17 protein-coding genes and 1 pseudogene are annotated in these 19,122 nt (G+C 58.2%); 4 read left to right on the top strand and 14 right to left on the bottom strand.

Features of this window, described 5'->3' with window-relative positions; translation table 11 throughout:
• Positions 1–210: 210 nt before the first annotated feature.
• Positions 211–636 (bottom strand): hypothetical protein, encoded by a 426-nt coding sequence (locus CEY05_RS25165; RefSeq protein WP_088600022.1) that lies wholly within the window; start codon positions 634–636, stop codon positions 211–213.
• Between the two features lie 406 nt (positions 637–1,042).
• On the opposite strand from CEY05_RS25165, the gene CEY05_RS25160 reads away from it, so the two are divergent.
• Both CEY05_RS25160 and CEY05_RS25155 read left to right on the top strand, forming a co-directional pair.
• Complete coding sequence (locus CEY05_RS25160) at positions 1,043–1,975, top strand: HNH endonuclease signature motif containing protein (RefSeq protein WP_198952902.1); 933 nt, start codon at positions 1,043–1,045, stop codon at positions 1,973–1,975.
• 66 nt (positions 1,976–2,041) lie between these two features.
• A complete protein-coding gene (locus tag CEY05_RS25155) occupies positions 2,042–2,908 on the top strand; it encodes a transposase (protein ID WP_088600021.1) in 867 nt (288 codons plus the stop codon).
• Between the two features lie 203 nt (positions 2,909–3,111).
• Here CEY05_RS25155 and CEY05_RS25150 read toward each other — a convergent pair whose 3' ends face one another.
• The 6 genes and pseudogenes from CEY05_RS25150 to CEY05_RS25125 form a co-directional block, all read right to left on the bottom strand.
• A complete protein-coding gene (locus CEY05_RS25150) occupies positions 3,112–3,549 on the bottom strand; it encodes a hypothetical protein (protein WP_088600020.1) in 438 nt (145 codons plus the stop codon).
• Between the two features lie 159 nt (positions 3,550–3,708).
• Positions 3,709–4,797: a hypothetical protein gene (locus tag CEY05_RS31100; protein WP_143220640.1), complete on the bottom strand. Its 1,089-nt coding sequence runs from the start codon at positions 4,795–4,797 to the stop codon at positions 3,709–3,711.
• Positions 4,798–4,908: 111 nt separating this feature from the next.
• Positions 4,909–5,459, bottom strand: a pseudogene (locus CEY05_RS31825) (tyrosine-type recombinase/integrase).
• 240 nt (positions 5,460–5,699) lie between these two features.
• Positions 5,700–6,578: a DUF4145 domain-containing protein gene (locus CEY05_RS25135; protein ID WP_088600018.1), complete on the bottom strand. Its 879-nt coding sequence runs from the start codon at positions 6,576–6,578 to the stop codon at positions 5,700–5,702.
• Positions 6,579–6,810: 232 nt separating this feature from the next.
• On the bottom strand, positions 6,811–7,413 hold the full coding sequence (locus tag CEY05_RS25130; RefSeq protein ID WP_158219421.1) for a DUF1444 family protein: 603 nt from the start codon (positions 7,411–7,413) through the stop codon (positions 6,811–6,813).
• Between the two features lie 281 nt (positions 7,414–7,694).
• Positions 7,695–8,123, bottom strand: coding sequence for a DUF4304 domain-containing protein (locus CEY05_RS25125; RefSeq protein WP_088600016.1), 429 nt, complete (start codon positions 8,121–8,123; stop codon positions 7,695–7,697).
• 434 nt (positions 8,124–8,557) lie between these two features.
• Here CEY05_RS25125 and CEY05_RS25120 point away from each other — a divergent pair, with 434 nt between their 5' ends.
• Positions 8,558–9,679, top strand: coding sequence for a hypothetical protein (locus tag CEY05_RS25120; protein ID WP_088600015.1), 1,122 nt, complete (start codon positions 8,558–8,560; stop codon positions 9,677–9,679).
• Between the two features lie 62 nt (positions 9,680–9,741).
• Here CEY05_RS25120 and CEY05_RS25115 read toward each other — a convergent pair whose 3' ends face one another.
• From CEY05_RS25115 to CEY05_RS25085, 7 genes are all read right to left on the bottom strand, one after another.
• Positions 9,742–11,154, bottom strand: coding sequence for a type II toxin-antitoxin system HipA family toxin (locus CEY05_RS25115; RefSeq protein ID WP_088600014.1), 1,413 nt, complete (start codon positions 11,152–11,154; stop codon positions 9,742–9,744).
• Positions 11,151–11,360, bottom strand: coding sequence for a hypothetical protein (locus CEY05_RS25110; protein WP_143221054.1), 210 nt, complete (start codon positions 11,358–11,360; stop codon positions 11,151–11,153). The genes CEY05_RS25115 and CEY05_RS25110 overlap by 4 nt, the downstream gene beginning before the upstream one ends.
• Positions 11,361–11,608: 248 nt before the next feature.
• Entirely contained in the window at positions 11,609–12,961 is a 1,353-nt protein-coding gene (locus CEY05_RS25105; RefSeq protein WP_088600012.1) for a type II toxin-antitoxin system HipA family toxin, read from the bottom strand.
• Positions 12,962–12,965: 4 nt separating this feature from the next.
• Positions 12,966–13,226: a helix-turn-helix domain-containing protein gene (locus CEY05_RS25100; protein WP_088600011.1), complete on the bottom strand. Its 261-nt coding sequence runs from the start codon at positions 13,224–13,226 to the stop codon at positions 12,966–12,968.
• Between the two features lie 181 nt (positions 13,227–13,407).
• Entirely contained in the window at positions 13,408–14,220 is an 813-nt protein-coding gene (gene dkgB / locus CEY05_RS25095; RefSeq protein ID WP_088600010.1) for a 2,5-didehydrogluconate reductase DkgB, read from the bottom strand.
• A 23-nt stretch (positions 14,221–14,243) separates the two neighbouring features.
• On the bottom strand, positions 14,244–15,446 hold the full coding sequence (locus tag CEY05_RS25090) for an MFS transporter (RefSeq protein ID WP_088600173.1): 1,203 nt from the start codon (positions 15,444–15,446) through the stop codon (positions 14,244–14,246).
• 207 nt (positions 15,447–15,653) lie between these two features.
• The gene (locus CEY05_RS25085; RefSeq protein ID WP_088600009.1) at positions 15,654–16,667 is read right to left on the bottom strand and encodes a LysR substrate-binding domain-containing protein; all 1,014 of its coding nucleotides are present in this window, start codon (positions 16,665–16,667) and stop codon (positions 15,654–15,656) included.
• A 138-nt stretch (positions 16,668–16,805) separates the two neighbouring features.
• Here CEY05_RS25085 and CEY05_RS25080 point away from each other — a divergent pair, with 138 nt between their 5' ends.
• The gene (locus CEY05_RS25080) at positions 16,806–19,103 is read left to right on the top strand and encodes an NADP-dependent malic enzyme (protein WP_088600008.1); all 2,298 of its coding nucleotides are present in this window, start codon (positions 16,806–16,808) and stop codon (positions 19,101–19,103) included.
• Positions 19,104–19,122: the final 19 nt, after the last annotated feature.

Below are 19,122 nucleotides of genomic sequence, written 5' to 3'. Positions count from 1 at the left end.
TCCTTGATGATGTTGTTGTCTTCAGGGCGGCATGGGTTACGGCGGGTATCCGCGGGTAGTTTGTCTCCACCCATGCGCGTCCGGTCTCGTTCGATATTATGCCGCTTGTTGTCGGGATGCCATCGGGGCTGTTCAACCGCTGGGATCCGGACCGCGGGTTTACCTGGGGTGCGCGGGTGCCCGCAGGGCCTCCCTGAATCCTAGCGAGGATTACGTTTTCCCGGCCGGTGGCTGTGGGTTGTTCGCGGGGTTGGTGTCCACCTTGGTCACGGCCTCGATGCCGCTATCTGTCCCCAACGCGACCAGATCCACGCGCAGGGCCTCGGCTGGGGCGCCGTCGTAGACCTCCTGATCGTCCACGTAGGCGGTATAGACACGCCGATACTTGGCTTCCTTGACCGGATCCTGAATGGTGTCGCGGGTCCAGCGATACAGGGGATACTGCGCCTCGCCCTCGCGTTCGGCTTCGGCGACGTAATCGGCGAAGGCCTGGAACTGGGACTTGATGACGGCGTGGTGGCACGCCAGGACGGCGCGTAGCGGCGCATCCTCGGATGCGTCGGGCCGATCACGCAACCGCTCGGCCGTGGCCGCGGTTACGCGCAGGCGAATCTGATACTGCCAAGTATCTTGCACGAAGGCCTCGCTGCTGGGCCGCGCGGCCCGAACTGGGCGCGCGAACCGGTCGTATTCTACGCTGGCCTAAGTTTGGGGCTGGTGTCGATTGCCTTGCAGTGTGGAACCTTCATACCCCAGTTTGGAATGCCTCGAACATGGGCGGGGCCAGCGGAGCCGCATTTGCGCGGGAGACAAGGCGATCTGCCGCGCGCGATTCTTGCCGCTACGGATTTCCTGATTCTTTGCAGCATCCGACGCGTGTCGATGGCCGTTTTCGCCCATTGCGGTCATGAAGACAAACATCACGGAGCCGCCATTCAATGAGCAAGCTCGCGTAATATCGAGCAATGCATTCATTTACCTTTCTGTTATCTCAAGTGGCGTCTTGCAATCCAGTCCATCTCTTACGGAATAGGAGCTGCGCGTGGCAATAAAAAGCAAGGACTTAAAGATCCTGTGGGGGCGATCTGGGAATCGATGTGCAATTTGCAGGATTCAGCTAACTCAAGACGCTAGCGCAGCAGCATCCACATTCTCGCTTGGAGAGCAAGCACACATTGTTGGAGATAAGGACGATGCTGCCCGAGGAAAGAGTCCCCTGAATTCGGAAGAGCGCGATAGCTATCACAACCTCATTCTGCTTTGCCCAAATCACCATACTGAGATAGATAAGAATGAAGCTGATTGGCCAGTTGAGAGACTTCATCAAGCTAAATCAACTCATGAGCTTTGGGTTACCGAAACTCTTAGCGAAACCATCGATCATGTGAAGCTCGCTCAGCAGGCCGCGGTCAGTTCCATCGTCGATGCAGCGGTAGATTTGTGCGATCTCGAAACATGGCAAGCTTGGACGAGCTGGACTCTTTCACCCAACCAGCGCTGGTCGAAAGGGAAGCCAGCTGAGTTGTTCAAATTCCGCCAGCAGGTCATGGCAGCCATCTGGCCTCCGGATTTCGAAGAACTTCGGAGGGCAACGACGACACTTTCGCTGCTTCTGCATCAAGCATGCGAAAAATTCATGGAACATAGCGACATTTCAGGCGAGCACTATCGTGAAGATCGCTTCTACCAAAGGCCAGCATACAATCCGAACTACGACTCCGACGTTGAAGAATTTGAAGCTTGGCAGGAGCGGTGTTATGCGTTAATCAAAGACGCAACAAAGGCAGCAAACTGGTTCGCTGACGTAGTGCGCCGCGACGTCAATCCAATGTTCTTCGCGACCAAGGGAAAGTTTTTGATAACGGAAGGACCATTTCCCGACTTCTCGTTTCGGACTCGTTTGCTTGAGTACACTGAATCTGAGAAGTCGATGCTTCCCTTGCCTAGGAATAAGCGCCAATCGGTCGCTCAATGAGATGCTGATGCCCTTGTTAGTCCATAAGCGCCTTCCACGTCACATATTAGAGCTCATACTTCACGCATGCGACTTTCCAAATCACTTTGCGCAGTTGTTGGCGATGTTCTGGCAAGCACAGGTTCTCATGCAACGCTGGACGACTTGTTCAGCTCGGCAGGTGCACCGGGCGAGCCTCCCGCACTCTCGCACGGCTCCAAGTGGAAGACGTGGATCTTCCGCTGTGGCCAAGATCCCAATATTGATAGTTTGGAAGTTCTAGGGAATCTGCTGGAGGAATTCATGGATCTTCCCCCTTCCGATGATGAGTATTTGGAAGACTGGCGAGCAAAACGCACCCGAGTGGAAGCTGTACTAGAAGAGAACGGCTTGCGCTATTTCCGCTTCGGAAGAATTCTCCCGCAGGGAGCGCTGCCGATCGAAGCGCAACCTGACACTGCACAGCTTCGAGCTCAATCAGCAAAACCCTCGGAAGTCGAAGAACTCCTCGACGTGGTCGTCCGCGGCCTTCGAAGAGCGATGCATCCACTAACCCATAGGCGTAAGGGTGTTCAGCCTCTGTCCTTCTGTAGCGAGTACGACGTTCAAGACCTCCTGCATGCGCTTCTCCGGCCCTGGATCAGCGATATCCGGCCCGAGGAGTTCACTCCGAGTTATGCGGGATCGAGTACTCGGATGGACTTTCTACTGCCCGCCTACGGTTTAGTTATCGAAACCAAGATAGTTCGGGATAGATTGCATGCCAAACGCATCGGTGACGAACTAATCATCGATATCGAGCATTATCGCAAGCACCCGTCATGCAAAACGCTTTGGTGTGTTATCTACGATCCCGATCATCAAATTACGAATGCGCAAGGGCTCAGAAGTGACCTCGATGGTCAGCGCCAGTCTAAAGATGGGACGGTTATGGTGAAGACATACGTTCTATGAAGGTTAGGATGCATTCGAGGGTCAATCCGACCTGCCTGCGGCCGGCAAAGTACCTGTATTGTCGAATGACCGCTGCCCCCCCTATTACCGACCGCTCGTGGCAGAAAATGGACACCGCCACGCGCCTAAAAGGGAACGGCGTCGAGCTGATGTCGTGGGGGGCGAAGTAGAAATGTCACCCGACCAGACAAGACATTGGAAAATTAATCTTGGGGCACGATCCGAGCATTTGCGAGCCACCCTAGCGCCTTCGCTTGACGGTATTGGTCATTCCAGAAATGCACGAGTTCCGCGTACTGCTGATGAGTAATCCATGCGAAGTTATCATCAGCACGAGGGTCACCGCCGAAAAGGAGCGGCTTGATTAACCACTTAACTTTCCCTGATAAGCGTTCGTCGGACGTAAGTTGATTCGGGAGCGGCTTATCAATCGGGGAGAGATACGCGTCGTCGATAGGAACCGAGGGAATCGTGAATGTCATTCCAGCGGAATCACTGACAATGAAATCCTGCCATCCGCTTAGCCCCAAAAGTGCAAAGCCAGGCAACGCCGTGTTCAGCTCGCATATCCGCGCAAAAGTGTTTGCCTCGTCGGGCGAATAAAGAACCACATACTCGTCCCCGTTCCAGCCTTCCTTCATTTTTCACCTGCGACGTCGAAGTTGAAGTTTCCGCTCAAGGGATGCTCTACGGGCCAGCCGCCACCCAGCCTGAGCCAGGTCTGCGATACTGGTTTTCTGTGGCCACGGAATTCATCGTCAATGGCGATGCGCAAGGACTTCGAAGCCAATGTCCGTTCGTCAGTCGGAAATGCGAAAAGGCAGTCCTGGTTCACTGCGATGGCAGCGAAGTACGAGACCGCCCGCTGGCGCCTTCCAATTGCCTCGTGCTCCGCCGATCTCGATTCCATCCACGGGAGTGGGAAAGCCTATTTCAAAATCGCCTTTCGCGTATGTGTTAGCGCCGATGTAATACTGACCCAGTGGGTCAGTTTTCAACCGGCGTTGACACGTATGCGCGAGCCAAGCTCTCGGCAGCGATGTCGTAAATACTGTCGACCGTTTCGCCGAGCCCTTTAAGGTCCTGCGGGCGTAGATTGCGGACGATTCCCTCGCCCTCAATGACAATGACCATACGGACATCGAAGAGGATCGCAGTGCTTTGTCGAGGGCAACCACGGCAGAAAGGAATGCGCCTGCAAACTGAGTGGCGTCAGACGTCCAGACCTCACTATTGCCTTCTTTTTTCGTGAAGTTCGGCGGACTGAAATCCATGTCGGGGAGCAACAATAGCGTCCCGGCGGAAGACTTGCTTCTATAGAGTGCGCCCACGGGTTTATCTCCTGCACGAGTCTGAACGCATGCTCGAACATCGGATGCGTTCAGGACAGCCCTATAGCCAGATCTATCGCCGAACTCGGCCCAGTAGGGGGCCAATAATTCAGCCCCCTTCGACGTGAGCTTCATCGAACTCCCAGTTGCTGCTAATGGCTCCAAGCTCATCGGGAGCGTGTCGTAGTTAGTGAGGAGTTCAACGTGACGAGTTGTCTTCTGATTTCGACCGGTACCCGAGTAGGAGCGCTTACCCGTATCTACGTATGCTTCGTACAAAGAAGGCAGAAAGACAACCACGGTCTTTCCCGTCTCGACAGCCTGTTTAATTTCGCGACGCCAGTGTTCACAACATTCTTTCGCCTTGAACGAGGCGCTGTCATTGAAGCACGGCTTGCCTTGGTAAGTTTCGTAGTGGTTGTGAAGAAACTCCGAGATTTCTGGCCTGAAGAGAAATATGTCCCAGTCCAGTAGCGATGTCTTTGACCGAAACGTTGCATAGGTTGGCTCGGATGACGCAAGCTCCACACCGACAATGAGGATTTTCCGTGCAGCCATATGACACCGTTGATATATGCAGAATAACTACATTTTGGCATGCCCGCCGATAGGCTGCTTCTGGCTGGCAAGCGACCGCTCACCGGCCAGGATGTATCAAGCCTCAGTTTGCTAGGCCATCTCAAGAACATCGTCGACCTCGATGCCGAGATAGCGAACTGCGCTTTCCAGCTTGGTATGCCCGCGCAGCAGCTGCACTGCTCGAAGATTCTTCGTCCGACGGTAGATCAGCGAGGCTTTTGTACGGCGCATAATGTGGATGCCATATGCGGTATCGTCGAGACCAATCGATGCCGATCCAGCGATGCACAATTTGGGCGTACTGTCGCGCTGACAGATGCGGCGACGAATGCAACCGGCTGCGAAACAGAAAGTCCGCCGCCTTTAGGCCTCGCACATCAATCCATGCTTCAAGGCTCTCACGGGTTTGCTCCGTGACCTCGAATTGGACCGGACGCTGGGTCTTCTGTTGCATAACGGTGGCTCTCGCGGCCACGTGGCTTCCGTGACGGACGTCCTGCGCCTGCAATCGCGTGAGATCGCAAGCTCGAACTTGCTATCGATCGCGAGATTGAATTCAGCGGCGGCTTCTGCCCGTTGAGTTTGCCCTTGTTCCATGGCACACGACGGTTAAAGGCGACATTCTTGGATCCGGAGACGATCTCCTCTTGAGTAAAGGGAGATTTAGTATGCTCCTACCAAGGGTCGCTCTCCGACCCGAAGAGGACAGTCAAGCAACTAACGTTCTAGCTCAGTGGCGACTGGCAGTGGTCTGCAAGAGCGCCGGGTTGCGCCCACTGCTCAAGGCGCTCAATCGTTTCCTCAACTCTCTGCTGCTTGCGAAGATTTGCCTCTAGCGCGCTATACAGACTTCGCGCGCAGTCAGTTGTATCCTATTAGCATTAGGCCAAAACATAGTGCTGAAGGTCATTTTTGGAATTATTATATTTATCCAGCTTACCTTTGGTAAGTTTTTTTATTTCGCCTTTATTTATTGCGTCTATTAATTCCGCCTCTAATGCTGGTAACGAATCTTTCACTCGACGAATATCTCTTCCAAGAAATCCAATGATTGGAAGCTCATCTCCAATGGCAAAGCTGTTTAATTTTTTACCTAACAATTCCTTGAATTGTTCAAACTCTGTAATTAGAGTGTCTATTTTTCCTTGCGCCTCTTCCTCCAAGATATAGACACTAGACAATAGGTGCTCCACTATTTTTAGCGCTACTGATAGTTGTACCTGATCTGGTCTTTTAATTTCATGGGCTGCATCATTGCCCATGAATCGTATTCCGTGCAAACGTTCGGCATCTTTTCGGGATATGTATCCTGCTGATGCCAATTTGGAAATTCTTATCTCTAGATTCCTTCCATCAATGTTAAGGTCGTTGCAGACAGCTTCAACAGTGCCTCGAAGACCCAACCCTGCCAACACAAGAGCGTCCTCTTTTAATGCGAGCAATACTTCTCCGTATATTTCACCCACCAAACTAGGAAGATAGTATTCACCACTTAGTGAGCGATGGTTCTTTATAAATCTAGGGTAAACGGTTATTGAAGTAGGGATTTCCCATTCATCATCGGCAATCTGATAAGCGTGCTCGATTTCTTCTAAAACATCTCGGAATGACTTTGTTTCGCAGCCAAGGCATTCAATAACTTGATATGCCCTATCGTAAACATATTCATCTCTTGATGATTCGCTGTGCTCCGAAAGAATACTATGATTTGTTTCTTGACCGCAGTGACGGCAGTGGCTCTTTATTTTTTTAATCGTCATATGGTTGCACCAAAATTTAAATATCTAACTGGATTTTGGGTAAATGGAAAACGACTTTCATTGTTCTAAAATTAGTGTATCCGAAATAATTTTAGTGGGCACTCGCAAGAAGATTGTTAGTAAACCTAAAAATTTTGAGATTGGAGCTTTGATGTGTGCCGTCGAGGCCAAGGATGCAATGACTGTTTATGGCCGGAGACGGACGTCTCTCCCCTATTAGGCAGTCGGCAAACTAAGCCGCGAGACTGTGAGGCACCCATCGTCCATCACGGCGCGCGAACACGCATGTCGAGAGCGCGTATCGTTTTTCAGGAAGATCCCGGCTGACCATCTCATTTAGAAACGTGACTGCGCCGTCCCATCCGGAGGCCGATACGAACAGCAAATCGCGCGCGGGCACTACAGCAAGAATATCGCCAGGCATCTGTTCTTCGAGTTGGTCCCAGAGCGATTCTAAGAGCAAAAGCGTGGCTTCGAAATTCCCACCTGCGGTGACCATGTACCGAGGAGGCGAGCCGTGCAACTCGATTTCGGGTAGTCGAGCAGGTAGATTGCGGAGAGCTAGGGCGTGCAGTTCCTCCTCTGATATCGCGGAGCGTCTGAGGTCTCGATGGTTAACGAAACGGAAGTGAGTTGGCAAGTCGATTGCGTACATGATGATCAAGTCAGCAGCAAACGGCCGAGCAATAGGGAAGTCGTCGCGGGCAAGGGTCACGACGTTCGCGCATGGATCGTCTGGCTCCATTACCTTGAGTATAGGAACTAACAGCGTAAAGTCCAGACTGTCGGCTGCGGACTCGTTCTGCGAATTCTCTAGGGCGGCGTTCGATGTCACCGGCACTCCTTGACCTTTCGATTGACCAAACATTTTTTGTTCTCGATCTCGTCAAACGCACTTAGTAAGGGTGCATTGTAGTTCGGTAGCATTGACCGAAACTGGTCGCAGCTATTGTCGAAATTCACGATGGGGAAAAGCCGAAGGGCCGAAGCCAACCGCGTCGGTATAGCCTCTCGGGAACCGGGTCGGCTCCGTCCGCTATTGGAGCGGGCCAAGCTGTTCTGGTGACTGCTGCGAGGCCCGGGCGAACGGCGGAAACTGGCCGGTAGCAGACTTAGCTAAGCCCGCTTTCTGTTTTCCAGCTCATGGACACTTCTTTCTGCCCACCAATCTTCGGCAAGAGGAAGCGCCTCAAGAATTCTGGCAATAATTGTATCGATAGCGTCAGTATCGTAGCGGTACCACGCAGTGGTGTCGGATCCAGGATGGTTTTGGAGACGCAGACGCTCGTTGATGTCGTGGGCCGTCACCTTTGAAGCTGGAATGAACTTCCCCCAAGCCGTCGTCATTCCTTCCCTAGGGCAGGACGATATTTCGATCACAAATCCACCTCCGTATTTGTCAACCTGAAAGGTCCAAAGATCAGTTTGGATATTCCCAATACGACGAAAATGGGGAAAAGAACCTCTGAACCCAGCAGACCGCAATGCAGGAATGATCGTCTGCTTGAGGGCGGCTTCCATTTGAGGGCGGTCTTGGTTGTCCATATCGCTGATCTGGTCGTTTGGCGAGTACGCACATTATCAAAGAATTAGCGACGTGTGTTGCTGGTCAAATGCAGCCTCCGGCATTGGGCAGACGCATCCTAGTTCAAGCGAAGCTGTAGCTCGGCCTCCTTGTGGGGTGGGGAACTGCCGGGCCAAGTGAACCAAATGCGGGAAACTCCGTCTTGGATGAATCACGACTTCCATCATTCATGATCAATTAATTTAAGATCACCCTGTACATCGGAGCGGGCTGGAAGGAGAAAACTCCGCATACTCCTGTCAACCCGCTGATGCCATTCACGCCTGTATACAATGCTTCAACGACGGATATCTGATCCCCAAAGGTTGTCGTCCATTACTGGCCGAACGGCCCGGCTACCATCGTTCTCGGTGGACGGACAAAATCCTGAAGACGAAAGCAAGGCAGCCAATAAATGAAGAAAAAGAAACTTGCAAACGCAGAGCTCAACAGCCCGACGCAAACGACGGCCGCCGCCCCGATTACACCGTTTACACCTGGCGAGCTGCCTCGGCTAAGTGATGCAGAGCCGGTCACGATTCGGTCTGTGGTGAAACTGGACCAACGGTCCATGGTCTGGGCATACGAGGGATCGATTGCGACCGACGTCGAGTCGATGGGCCCCTTCCTCGCGGTCCTGATGACCGCGACCGCTATCGGTAGCGCCTGGTTGGCCTATGCCGCTATGTTTTATCTCGACCCCACGGGATGGGGGACCGTCATAGTCATCACCTTTGCCTGCCTGTTGCTGGCCCTGGCAGTAGGCGCCATCGCATTGGCCGTGTATTTCGTGCGAATCAGCCTTTTCAGCAGCTATGGCGATCTGCATTTCAACCGCAAGTCCGGAACAGTCTATATGCGCGAGAACAAGGTCGCGCTCCAGATGGACTGGAAGCACGTGCGGCCTTATGCGCGATTAAGTTTCGGCCCCGCCCAACTAGGCGGCGGGCCGATAATGAGCTTGATGCTTATCGAGTACTACCCCGATCAGCCGAATCAATGGAAGTCGCGCATGACCGTCGCCGGCCCGCTGCCCAATCGCGAAGGCTGCCAACAGGTCTGGGAAATGATACGCCGGTATATGGAAGACTCACCCGAAAGCCTGCCCGAGATCGAAGTGGTGCCCGGCACACGCACTTGGGTCAGCGCGTTGATAGAGTACGGACCGCTGTCGGGATATTTGTCGACGCCAGCGGAAATCGTCGCAAAACTGCGCGCTCGAAACTGGTGGCCATCCATCAATCCGTTGAATATTCTTTATTGGATCGGCTGCTGGCCTTCGCCTCTTTACGCGACCCTCTACGCACGATTCCGGCCGCGGCCGAAGCTGCCGCCGGAATGGACCAAAGACGAAGCACCGCTGCCTGGCGAAGCCAACCCATACCGCATCGTGCCAAGAGCACCGGGCGAAGCGGCCGGTCGTAAAAAAGCAGCGTTGGTGCTCGGGATTACCTGCGGCCTGTGCAACCTGATCGGAATCACGTTTTACTTAGCAGGCTTGACGCCACTCTGGCTGGCAATGTTCGGTAAGGGCTGAACGAGACTTGCACGTCGCGAGCGACATTGCGCTGTCCATCCGTGCTTCGTGCCCGCTCCATCTCACGTCTTATGCTGGCGCTTGCGCACGCTTTCCACCATCGGGTGTGCATAGAAGTGGGCCAGAAGCCGGGACTTTTGATTTTCCGTCAGCAAGCTTGCCGCAATCATCTCCGGCCATTTGTCGACGGCAGCGCGGACGCAGTCGCTGATGACCTTGGCGGCGGGGCGCTCCAGGATTCCCACCAGGTCGCAGAATCTACGCAAGACAACGGGCGTCAATGCTGGCCGGTGGGCCAACTGCCTGACCGCGTCAGGTGCCCTCGATGATTTGTCCTTCGGCAAGGCCAGGTCCTCGTCGTCGGGAAGTATGCGTAAACCGTGGCCGCGCGTGGCGTTGTGATAAACCACGTGCGCGACGATGTCGTAGGCCGGTGGCAACTCCGGTGTGCGCCCGTCGGGATACCACAGGCCGATATTCTTGAGGTGCATGTCCAGGTTGCCCAACATTTCGTTCGCAACCAGTCGGCGCAGTAATTCATGCACCGCGGACTCGCCCAGACTGGGTTCGGCCATCATCACCGCGGCAATAGCGGTGTATGAATACGCTTTCGTGTATTTGTTCTGAGGCATCACCCCCAATACTTGCGCGAAATCCTCGCAGTGCACGCGTCCTGCGGGGCTTCTGTCATAGCGGACGACGGCCAGGAAATGGGACCGGGCTACGTCCAAGGGCTTGCCGTCCGTGCCGCTCAAGTCGTAATGATGCTGGGCGGCGAGTTTGCTGAGCGGTTCCAGGTACGCCTGGCACACATTCACGCCGGCGGCGGCGGCGAGACGAAGCGATAGGTCTTCGACTTCTGGGAGCAACGCGGTTCCGGCTACGGGCAGTTTGGCGATGATGTGCGTGTCGTGGTCCTTGGTCCGTCCGACGTAGCGCTCGCCATCCTTGATGACTCCAAGCTTGGGTTGCACGCCAGATAGCGATACGCCCTCCTCCAACGGATCCGCCGTGACCGTCATCTCCAAGGCATCAGCATTCTGCGTGATGTAGTGGGTCAGCTCGTCACGGCTCAAGGAGATGGGCAGGGCATGGACATTGCCGGGCAAGTCCTTGCCACACGCTGCGAGCAACTCGAAGTGGTCGTCGGAAGCGCAGTGCCGAAGTTGCGCCACGTGGTCGCGGAAGACGCCTTCCGGAAGCAGATTTTGAAAGAAGGAAGGCAGCAACCATGAGGTGCCGTCACTGGAGAGCTTGCCGTTCAGTGGCACGCTGGCAAGGTCTCGCCAGGCGAGTTCCTGTTCCTCGGGGCTGTTCGCCAGGAAACTGGTGGAAACCACGGGAGGGGCTGCCATTGCGATGAATGCCTCATCCGCGACAAAGCGGTTGATGACCTGGCCGCCCTCCTGGCTGTATTGGAACAACACACCCACGCGCTGCCCGCCGATGCGAATCTCCAGCGCCTTGACGTTCATGGCGAGCGCTTATCGTTCTTTTTAGTTTCGAGCGCCTCCAGCGCGGCGGCAACCCGGGACTTCACCGCTGGCGCCTTGACCTGCGCTGCAAGCAAGCCTGGAGAGGCATCCTTGGGTACCAGCACGAGTTCAAGGCCAAGCCTCCCGGCGACGGCAAGGAGGGTACTGACCTTGTAGTCCTCCCGGCCGCTCATGACATTGGTCATGGTTTGTTTGGCGATTCCAGCTTTCTCACGCAGCGCAGCTTGAGGCACGTCCAGCGTGGATGCTCTATTGCGGAGGACTTCCGCAAGGGAAGAAAGAGTAGACATATCAGTAAAGTAGGATTATTTCCATTCATCCTACTCTTTTAGGCGCTGCCGATCAAGAGAATAACCTATTAAAGTAGGATTCTAAAAAATAAGCCTACTTTAACGCTCACACACTTCGCATGGCGCCTGCTGGTCCTCTGCCGCTAAGCCGCCAGGGTATCGGCCGCCTTTTGCAAGCCCTCAAGGATGGAGTCGGCCACGTACCTGGGGAATCGATCCGGCAATAGCGCGCGGATGGTCATCACGACTCCGGGCGTGCGCGCGACCAGGTCGTCGAGGACATGCTCCACGCCCTGACCGTTGTGATTGACCACGCCGTGCTCAGTGCCCACGGCAATCCAGTGCCGGCGCAAGATGTCGCGCATGACCCAATGGGCGTTTTTCGAACGCACGGCCATGGCCATCTTGGCCTTGTAGGGAGACAGCTGATTCGCTCCTTTGCCGATGATGGGATAGGCCGACAGTACGTCGTACAGCGGGGTGAGTTCGTAGGTTCCGCCCTGGCGCAGGAAAATACTGAAGTTCTTCGCGTGGCCATCCGTGGCGCAAAGCATCCAGAACAGGACCTGGGCCTGGAAGAACATGCGTCGGTCGCGATCAGGAGCGCGCGACGTGGCCAACAGCTTCATGATCTGGCGCACGCCAGGCCCGCCGTCGGACTCGTACTTCAAATGCGGCGGGGTTCCCGTCGCTTGGCACATGTCTTCCTGCGGCAACCGGATGAGCCAGCGCTTGCCTTCGGGGTTCTCCCACCACATCCTGTCGAAGCGTTCGACGGCCAGCACTTTCATGTTCTCGAACATCAAGGGCTTGGTCGTCGCCACGGGCATTTGGTAGGCGCGCAGGATTTCAGAGCACAGCCACTCGTTTTCGACCGAATCGCTCATGTCGAATTTCATGTTTGCGACCAAGCCCAGTGGCAGCTTGAAAATGTGAGTGGTCGGTGTCGCGCCATGCGGGCGGCACCATCGGCCGTCGTGCCAGAGCATGGCCGACTTTTCCTGCGCGCCGGCAATGGAAATGCGGAAATCTTCGTACTCGGCAGCGTCACGGCCCAGGGGGCCTGGCGTCAGGGTGTTGCGAAGCAGTTGGGCAATCTCGGCGTCGGACATCGGTGTCGCATTCACCTCTTGAACGCCATCCGGCGCCTCAGGGCCCGGCACCACCTGCAGCGCGCCGACGCAGTCACGACCGACTTCAGCCAGCAGGGCAAACGCGTTGGTCGAGTCGGCCTGGTACCGACGGGCGACACGCTCGCGGATCTCCTTGCTGTCCGGTAGCAGGTTCTCGAAGTAGGTGCGCACGGCCTCGCCGCGCTGCGGCGGGTTGCCCGGGATGAAGGGCAAGGACAGCGATAGCGGACGGCCTTGGGGAGACGCCACCCAAGCGTCGGCATACTGCAGGACGTCTCCGACATGCGGCTGTACGCTCCAGGTGCCGACGAATTCGCCGTTCATCCAGAGATTCAGGGTGCGAGTGTGCGAGCGTCGCCCCATGGACTCACCAACTGGGGCCAGCCGATGGGGCGGGGGCTGGCAAGTCACCGGACTTACGCAGCACGAGTTCGACGCCCAGGATGCTCAGAAGCTCCAGCAGCCGGTCGGCGCTGACCTTGTCGGCATTGCGCTCGATATTAGACAAGGCTTGCTGACTGATACCCAGGCGCATGGCCGTATCCGCTTGGGTCAAGCCGGACTGTTTGCGGAATCCCTGAAGCAAGGTTGGAAGCTGCTCTGCGGTGCGGACGGCGAAGTCTGGCATACAAGCCTCACGTTGTATTTTTGCTTTACGCAGTATGGTGAGTAAAACAGAAATACGCAAGATAGCTTGTAAAGTCGAAATACAATCCTTAGGTTGTATTTATGATTTACAACACAAAAGTTGTATAACACTCAGACGACGCTGCCCGCGACGGCCGCCGCTACCCGCAGCTAACTGACCGTCAATCCCAGTCAGGCGCCAGGCCAGCCGGGCTGACTTCGCGGCCGTTGCGTTCAAGGCCGGCGATGGCGGTCATGTCGGCGTCGGACAGGCGCAGGGTCTGCGCCTGCAGATTTCCTGCCAGGTTGGCACGCTTGGTCGACGACGGGATCACCGCATAGTCCAGCTGCATGGCCCAGGCCAGGGCCACTTGCGCCGGCGTTGCCTGATGCCGCGCCGCGATCTCGCCAAGGACGGGATCGCCCAGCACCTTGCCATAGGCCAACGTCATATAGGACGTCACGGTGATGCCCTGCCCCTGCAGGAATTGCGCCAGCTTGCGATTCTGCAGATAGGGACTCAGCTCGATCTGGTTGGTGGCGATATTGCCCTCACCCACCGCCGCGATGGCCTCGCGCGTCAGCGCGATATTGAAATTCGAAATCCCGATCTGGCGCGTCAACCCACGCTCGCGGGTTTGCGCCAGGGCGGTCATATAGGCCTCCAACGACACACCGTTGCCCGGCGCGGGCCAGTGGATCAAGGTCAGGTCGACATGATCGGTGCGCAGCTTGCGCAGGCTTTCTTCCAGGCTGGCGGCCAGTTTCTCGGGGGCATAGTTGTCGACCCAGATCTTGGTGGTCAGGAAAATGTCTTCCCGCGCCACGCCGGATTCGGCGATGGCCTGCCCGACTTCGGCTTCATTGCCATAGATCTGCGCGGTATCGACTGCGCGATAGCCCAGTTCCAGGGCGGTGCGCACGGAGTCGATGACGACCTGGTCCTTCAAACGGAAAGTACCGATACCGAAACGGGGGATGGTGGATGTAGTCATGTTTATTCCTTATTGAATTGAATTCACGCCACTGCCAGCCGGCGTCGGCGGGTAGCCTGCACAAGAACCAGCAACAGCCCCGCGATGGCGATGGCCGCGCCCGCCACGGGTACCGCGCCATAACCCAGGCCCGCCGAAATCGTCGCGCCGCCCACCGCCGCGCCCAGGGCATTACCCAGGTTGAACGCGCCGACGTTGACCGAAGACGCCAGGCCTGGTGCCCGTTCGGCGGCCCGCATCACGCCCATCTGCAACGGCGGCACGACGGCGAACGTCGCAACGCCGAACAGCAGCAAGGACACGGCAGCGCCAACGTGGGTCTGGCCCAGCAAGGGGAAGGCCAGCATCACCACGATCACCAGCGTCAGGAAGCCGATCAGGCTGCCCACCAGCGAGCGGTCCGCCAGCTTGCCGCCAGCCGCATTGCCGAGGGAGAAACCGACACCGATCAGCACCAGCATGGCCGTGATGAACTGCGGGCCGGCACCGGTCAGCGACTGCAGGGTCGGCGCAATATAGGTATACAGCGTAAACATGGCGCCGGAACCCAGCACGGTCGTCAGCAACGCCACCAGCACGGCAGGCTGCGTCAATACCGACAACTCGACGCGCACGTCCGGACGCCGTCCGCTTTCCCCGCGCGGCAGGGCCAGCCACAACGTGCCCATGGCCAGGATGCCCAGGACGGCAGTGGCGGCGAAGGACATGCGCCAGCCTATGGTCTGGCCCAGCCAGGTGGCGGCCGGCACCCCGCCGATATTGGCGATGGTCAGTCCCATGAACATGGTGGCCACGGCGCTGGCCTGCTTGTGGCGCGGCACCACGCTGGCGGCCACCAGCGAACCCAGGCCGAAGAAGGCGCCGTGGTTCAGGCTGGTCACCAGGCGCGCCAGCAGCAGCGTGTAATACCCGGGTGCCAGCGCCGACAACAGATTGCCCACGGTGAAGATGCTCATCAGGACGATCAGGGCGCGGCGGCGCGACCAGCGCGACAGCGCCAGCGTCATCAAGGGAGCGCCCAGCATCACGCCGATGGCGTAGGCGCTGACCAGCATCCCCGCGCTGGGAATGGAAACGTGTACGCCCTCGGCGATGACGGGCAACAGCCCCATCGGCGAGAACTCGGTGGTGCCGATGCCGAAGGCGCCAACGGCCAGGGCAAATAGCGGGAACGCGGAGGACGTTTCCGTCCGCGTGCCGGCGGTCGAGCTTGGTAGATCAGACATGGTGGGATCCGGCTGCAGCGTTTTGCTGCATAGCAAAATAAAAACGCAGTTTGCCGGAATTGCCGTCGCGCAAACAGCACCGCCCAGGCGAAAGACTCTTTACTTCAAGTCAATAATCGATGACCGGGGATTGACCGTAGCGCCATATTTGCCAGGCAAGAACTCAGCATTCACCGCAACGCATGGCTCCCCGGCCACGCCCGCGATCTACCGCAACGCCATGCTACCCGTGCCCCGGCCGGCGCCCGCATCCCCCGGCGCGCCCCCGAAAATCTCCCGGCAGACCTGCCGCAACGACTCGGCGAACAGCGTGTCGACCGGGCGGGCGCCTTGCGCGCGGGTAAACAGCGCGATGGGCGGCAGGGTCCAGTTGAAGGAATACGGCACGATGGCCACCCCGGCGATACGCACCAGTTCGTCCGCCACGTCCGACGGGACGATGGAGACGGCGGTCTCGCTGGCGGCAATCATCTCGCCGATCAGCCTGGCCGAACCGCTCTCGACGATAGGCGTGGGTGGCGCCAGCCCGGCGCCCAGGAACATGTCGGCCACCTGCTCTCGCATGGGGGTGTGCGGAGCGCCCAGGATCCAGTCCAGTTCCACCAGCACCGGCCAGTCCAGGCGCGTGCGTCCCAGTTGGGCGGCCAGCCGGCGGCTGGCGATCAGCCTGGGCTGCTGCTGGTAGAGCCGTTCGAAGGCCACACCCTCCAGGTCCAGCGTGGCCGAGGCGCGGCCGATCACCATGTCGACGTCATGTTCGCCCAAGCGCGCCAGCAACTGCTCGCTGGCCGCCTCGTGCACCGTCACGGTCAGCCGCCGCTGGCCGTCCGGCAGGGTGCGCTGGATGGCAGCGGACAGGATGCGCCCGGAAATGTAAGGAATCACGCCGATGTGCAGGTGCGCCGCATGGCCGGCCACCACGGTTTCCATATCGCGGACCAGATGTTCCAGGTCGTGCACCATGGCGCTGGCCCGGCCCAGCACCACCTCGCCCAGGGCGGTGGGCGCCATCCCGCGCACGGACCGGTCGAATAGCGGCGCGCCGAACATGCCCTCCAGCTCGGCCAGCGCATTGGTGATGGCGGGCTGGCTGCTGGCCATGCGTTCGGCCACCCGCGTCAGCGATCCATAGCGGCGGATGTTCAGCAGCAGGGTCAGGTGGCGCATTTTCAGGCGCGCACCCAGCCGGCGCAGCACCTCGTCGGCGTCGAATCCAGCCATGGTCAGGGCCGCCCTTGGTCAATACATAAGGAAAACATTATTGAATCATAGCAATTCAGAATTTTATAGTTATGCCTTGAAGCCTAGAATTCACGTCTGCAAGCCGAAACAGGCCACAGGCCATAGGAGAGGAAAGCAATGACCACCAGCAACGACCGCCAAGCCGCGCTCGACTATCACGAGTTTCCCGTGCCCGGGAAGATTGCCGTCACCGCCAGCAAGCCCCTGGTGACCCAACGCGACCTGGCGCTGGCGTACACGCCCGGCGTGGCCGCGGCGTGTGAGGAAATCGTTGCTGACCCCGTCAATGCCATCCGCTACACCGCGCGCGGCAACCTGGTCGGCGTCATCACCAACGGCACGGCCGTGCTGGGGCTGGGCAATATCGGCGCGCTGGCCTCCAAGCCGGTGATGGAAGGCAAGGCGGTACTGTTCAAGAAGTTCGCCGGCATCGACGTCTTCGACATCGAGATCAACGAAACCGATCCCGACAAGCTGGTCACCATCATCGCCGGCCTGGAAGCCACCTTCGGCGGCATCAACCTGGAAGACATCAAGGCGCCCGAGTGCTTCACCGTCGAGCGCAAGTTGCGCGAACGCATGAAGATCCCGGTCTTCCACGATGACCAGCATGGCACCGCCATCACCGTCAGCGCCGCCTTCATCAACGGCTTGAAAGTGGTAGGCAAGGACATCAAGCAGGTCAAGGTCGTGGCCTCCGGCGCCGGCGCCGCCGCGCTGGCCTGCCTGGACCTGATGGTGGACCTGGGCCTGCCGCTGGAAAACATCTGGGTCACCGACATCGAAGGCGTGGTCTACGAAGGCCGCGTCGCGCTGATGGACCCGGACAAGGAGCGCTTCGCGCGCAAGACCGACCTGCGCAAGCTGACGGAAGTCATCGAAGGCGCCGACGTGTTCCTGGGCCTGTCGGCCGGCGGCGTGCTGAAAGCCGAGATGGTCGCCAAGATGGCGCCCCGGCCGCTGATCCTGGCCCTGGCCAACCCGACCCCGGAAGTGCTGCCTGAAGTGGTCAAGAGCGTGCGCGACGACGCCGTCATGGCTACCGGCCGTTCGGACTACCCGAACCAGGTCAACAACGTGCTGTGCTTCCCCTACATCTTCCGCGGTGCGCTGGACGTGGGCGCCACCACCATCACCCGCGGCATGGAAAAGGCGGCGGTGTACGCCATCGCCGGCCTGGCCGAGGAAGAGCAGAACGAAATCGTTGCGGCCGCCTACGGCACCTATGACATTTCCTTCGGCCCCGACTATTTCATTCCCAAGCCCTTCGATCCGCGCCTGATCGTGCGCATCGCGCCGGCCGTGGCCAAGGCTGCCATGGAAGAAGGCGTGGCCACCCGCCCGCTGAACGACCTGGAAGCCTACGCCGACCAGTTGCAGCAGTTCGTGCATCATTCCGGCGCCTTCATGAAGCCGTTGTTCGCCGCGGCCAAGCAATACGTGCGTGACGGCGGCAAAGCCCGCATCGTCTTCACCGAAGGCGAAGACGAACGCGTGCTGCGCGCGGTGCAGGTCATCGTCGACGAAAAGCTGGCACGCCCCATCCTGGTCGGCCGCCCCGCCGTGCTGCTGTCGCGCATCGAAAAATTCGGCCTGCGCCTGCGCCTGGGCCAGGACGTGGAAGTCACCAATCCGGAATTCGACGAGCGCTTCCATCAATACTGGACGACGTATTGGGACCTGATGAACCGCAAGGGCGTCACCAAGGAAATGGCGCGCGTGGACATGCGCCGCCGCCTGACCCTGATCGGTTCGATGATGGTGCGCCTGGGCGATGCGGACGGCATGATCTGCGGCACAGTGTTCGGTTACCACGACCACCTGCGTTTCATCGACGAGGTCATCGGCAAGAAGCCGGGCGCCAAGACCTATGCGGCCATGAACATCCTGCTGCTGGATGAGCGCACCGTGGCGCTGCTGGACACCCACGTCAACGAAAACCCCAGCGCCGAACAGATCGCCGAATACACCATCGCGGCGGCCGAGGAAATGAAGCGCATGAACCTGCTGCCCAAGGTGGCGCTGCTGTCGCGTTCCAGCTATGGCTCGGGCAGCTCGGCGTCGGGCGAGAAGATGCGCGAGGCCCTGCGCCTGATCCGCGAGCAGGCGCCGGACCTGGAAGTCGACGGCGAAATGCACGGCGACTGCGCGCTGGACGAAGCGCTGCGCCTGAAGGTGCTGCCGGATTCGCCGCTGAAGGGCTCGGCCAACCTGCTGGTCTGCCCCAATGTGGATGCCGGCAACATCGCCTACAACCTGTTGAAGACGGCCGCCGGCAGCAACGTCGCCGTGGGCCCCTTCCTGCTGGGCGTCAACGCGCCGGTGCAGATCCTGACGTCGAGCTCGACGGTGCGCCGTATCGTCAACATGGCGGCCCTGACGGTGCTGAAGGCGAATAGCGAACCGGCCGCCTGAGGCATCCAGGAAGGAGCTC

The organism is Achromobacter sp. HZ34 (genome assembly GCF_002209485.1).
Classification (GTDB): Bacteria; Pseudomonadota; Gammaproteobacteria; order Burkholderiales; family Burkholderiaceae_B; genus Bordetella_C.
This window is presented reverse-complemented; position numbering and strand designations above follow the sequence as displayed.

Excerpts from the sequence above, each read along its gene's own strand:
- CEY05_RS25155 (WP_088600021.1), top strand. The coding sequence starts at position 2,042 with ATGCGACTTTCCAAATCACTTTGCGCAGTTGTTGGCGATGTTCTGGCA.
- CEY05_RS25150 (WP_088600020.1), bottom strand. The coding sequence starts at position 3,549 with ATGAAGGAAGGCTGGAACGGGGACGAGTATGTGGTTCTTTATTCGCCC.
- CEY05_RS31100 (WP_143220640.1), bottom strand. The coding sequence starts at position 4,797 with ATGGCTGCACGGAAAATCCTCATTGTCGGTGTGGAGCTTGCGTCATCC.
- CEY05_RS25135 (WP_088600018.1), bottom strand. The coding sequence starts at position 6,578 with ATGACGATTAAAAAAATAAAGAGCCACTGCCGTCACTGCGGTCAAGAA.
- CEY05_RS25125 (WP_088600016.1), bottom strand. The coding sequence starts at position 8,123 with ATGGACAACCAAGACCGCCCTCAAATGGAAGCCGCCCTCAAGCAGACG.
- CEY05_RS25120 (WP_088600015.1), top strand. The coding sequence starts at position 8,558 with ATGAAGAAAAAGAAACTTGCAAACGCAGAGCTCAACAGCCCGACGCAA.
- CEY05_RS25115 (WP_088600014.1), bottom strand. The coding sequence starts at position 11,154 with ATGAACGTCAAGGCGCTGGAGATTCGCATCGGCGGGCAGCGCGTGGGT.
- CEY05_RS25110 (WP_143221054.1), bottom strand. The coding sequence starts at position 11,360 with ATGACCAATGTCATGAGCGGCCGGGAGGACTACAAGGTCAGTACCCTC.
- CEY05_RS25105 (WP_088600012.1), bottom strand. The coding sequence starts at position 12,961 with ATGGGGCGACGCTCGCACACTCGCACCCTGAATCTCTGGATGAACGGC.
- CEY05_RS25100 (WP_088600011.1), bottom strand. The coding sequence starts at position 13,226 with ATGCCAGACTTCGCCGTCCGCACCGCAGAGCAGCTTCCAACCTTGCTT.
- dkgB (WP_088600010.1), bottom strand. The coding sequence starts at position 14,220 with ATGACTACATCCACCATCCCCCGTTTCGGTATCGGTACTTTCCGTTTG.
- CEY05_RS25090 (WP_088600173.1), bottom strand. The coding sequence starts at position 15,446 with ATGTCTGATCTACCAAGCTCGACCGCCGGCACGCGGACGGAAACGTCC.
- CEY05_RS25085 (WP_088600009.1), bottom strand. The coding sequence starts at position 16,667 with ATGGCTGGATTCGACGCCGACGAGGTGCTGCGCCGGCTGGGTGCGCGC.
- CEY05_RS25080 (WP_088600008.1), top strand. The coding sequence starts at position 16,806 with ATGACCACCAGCAACGACCGCCAAGCCGCGCTCGACTATCACGAGTTT.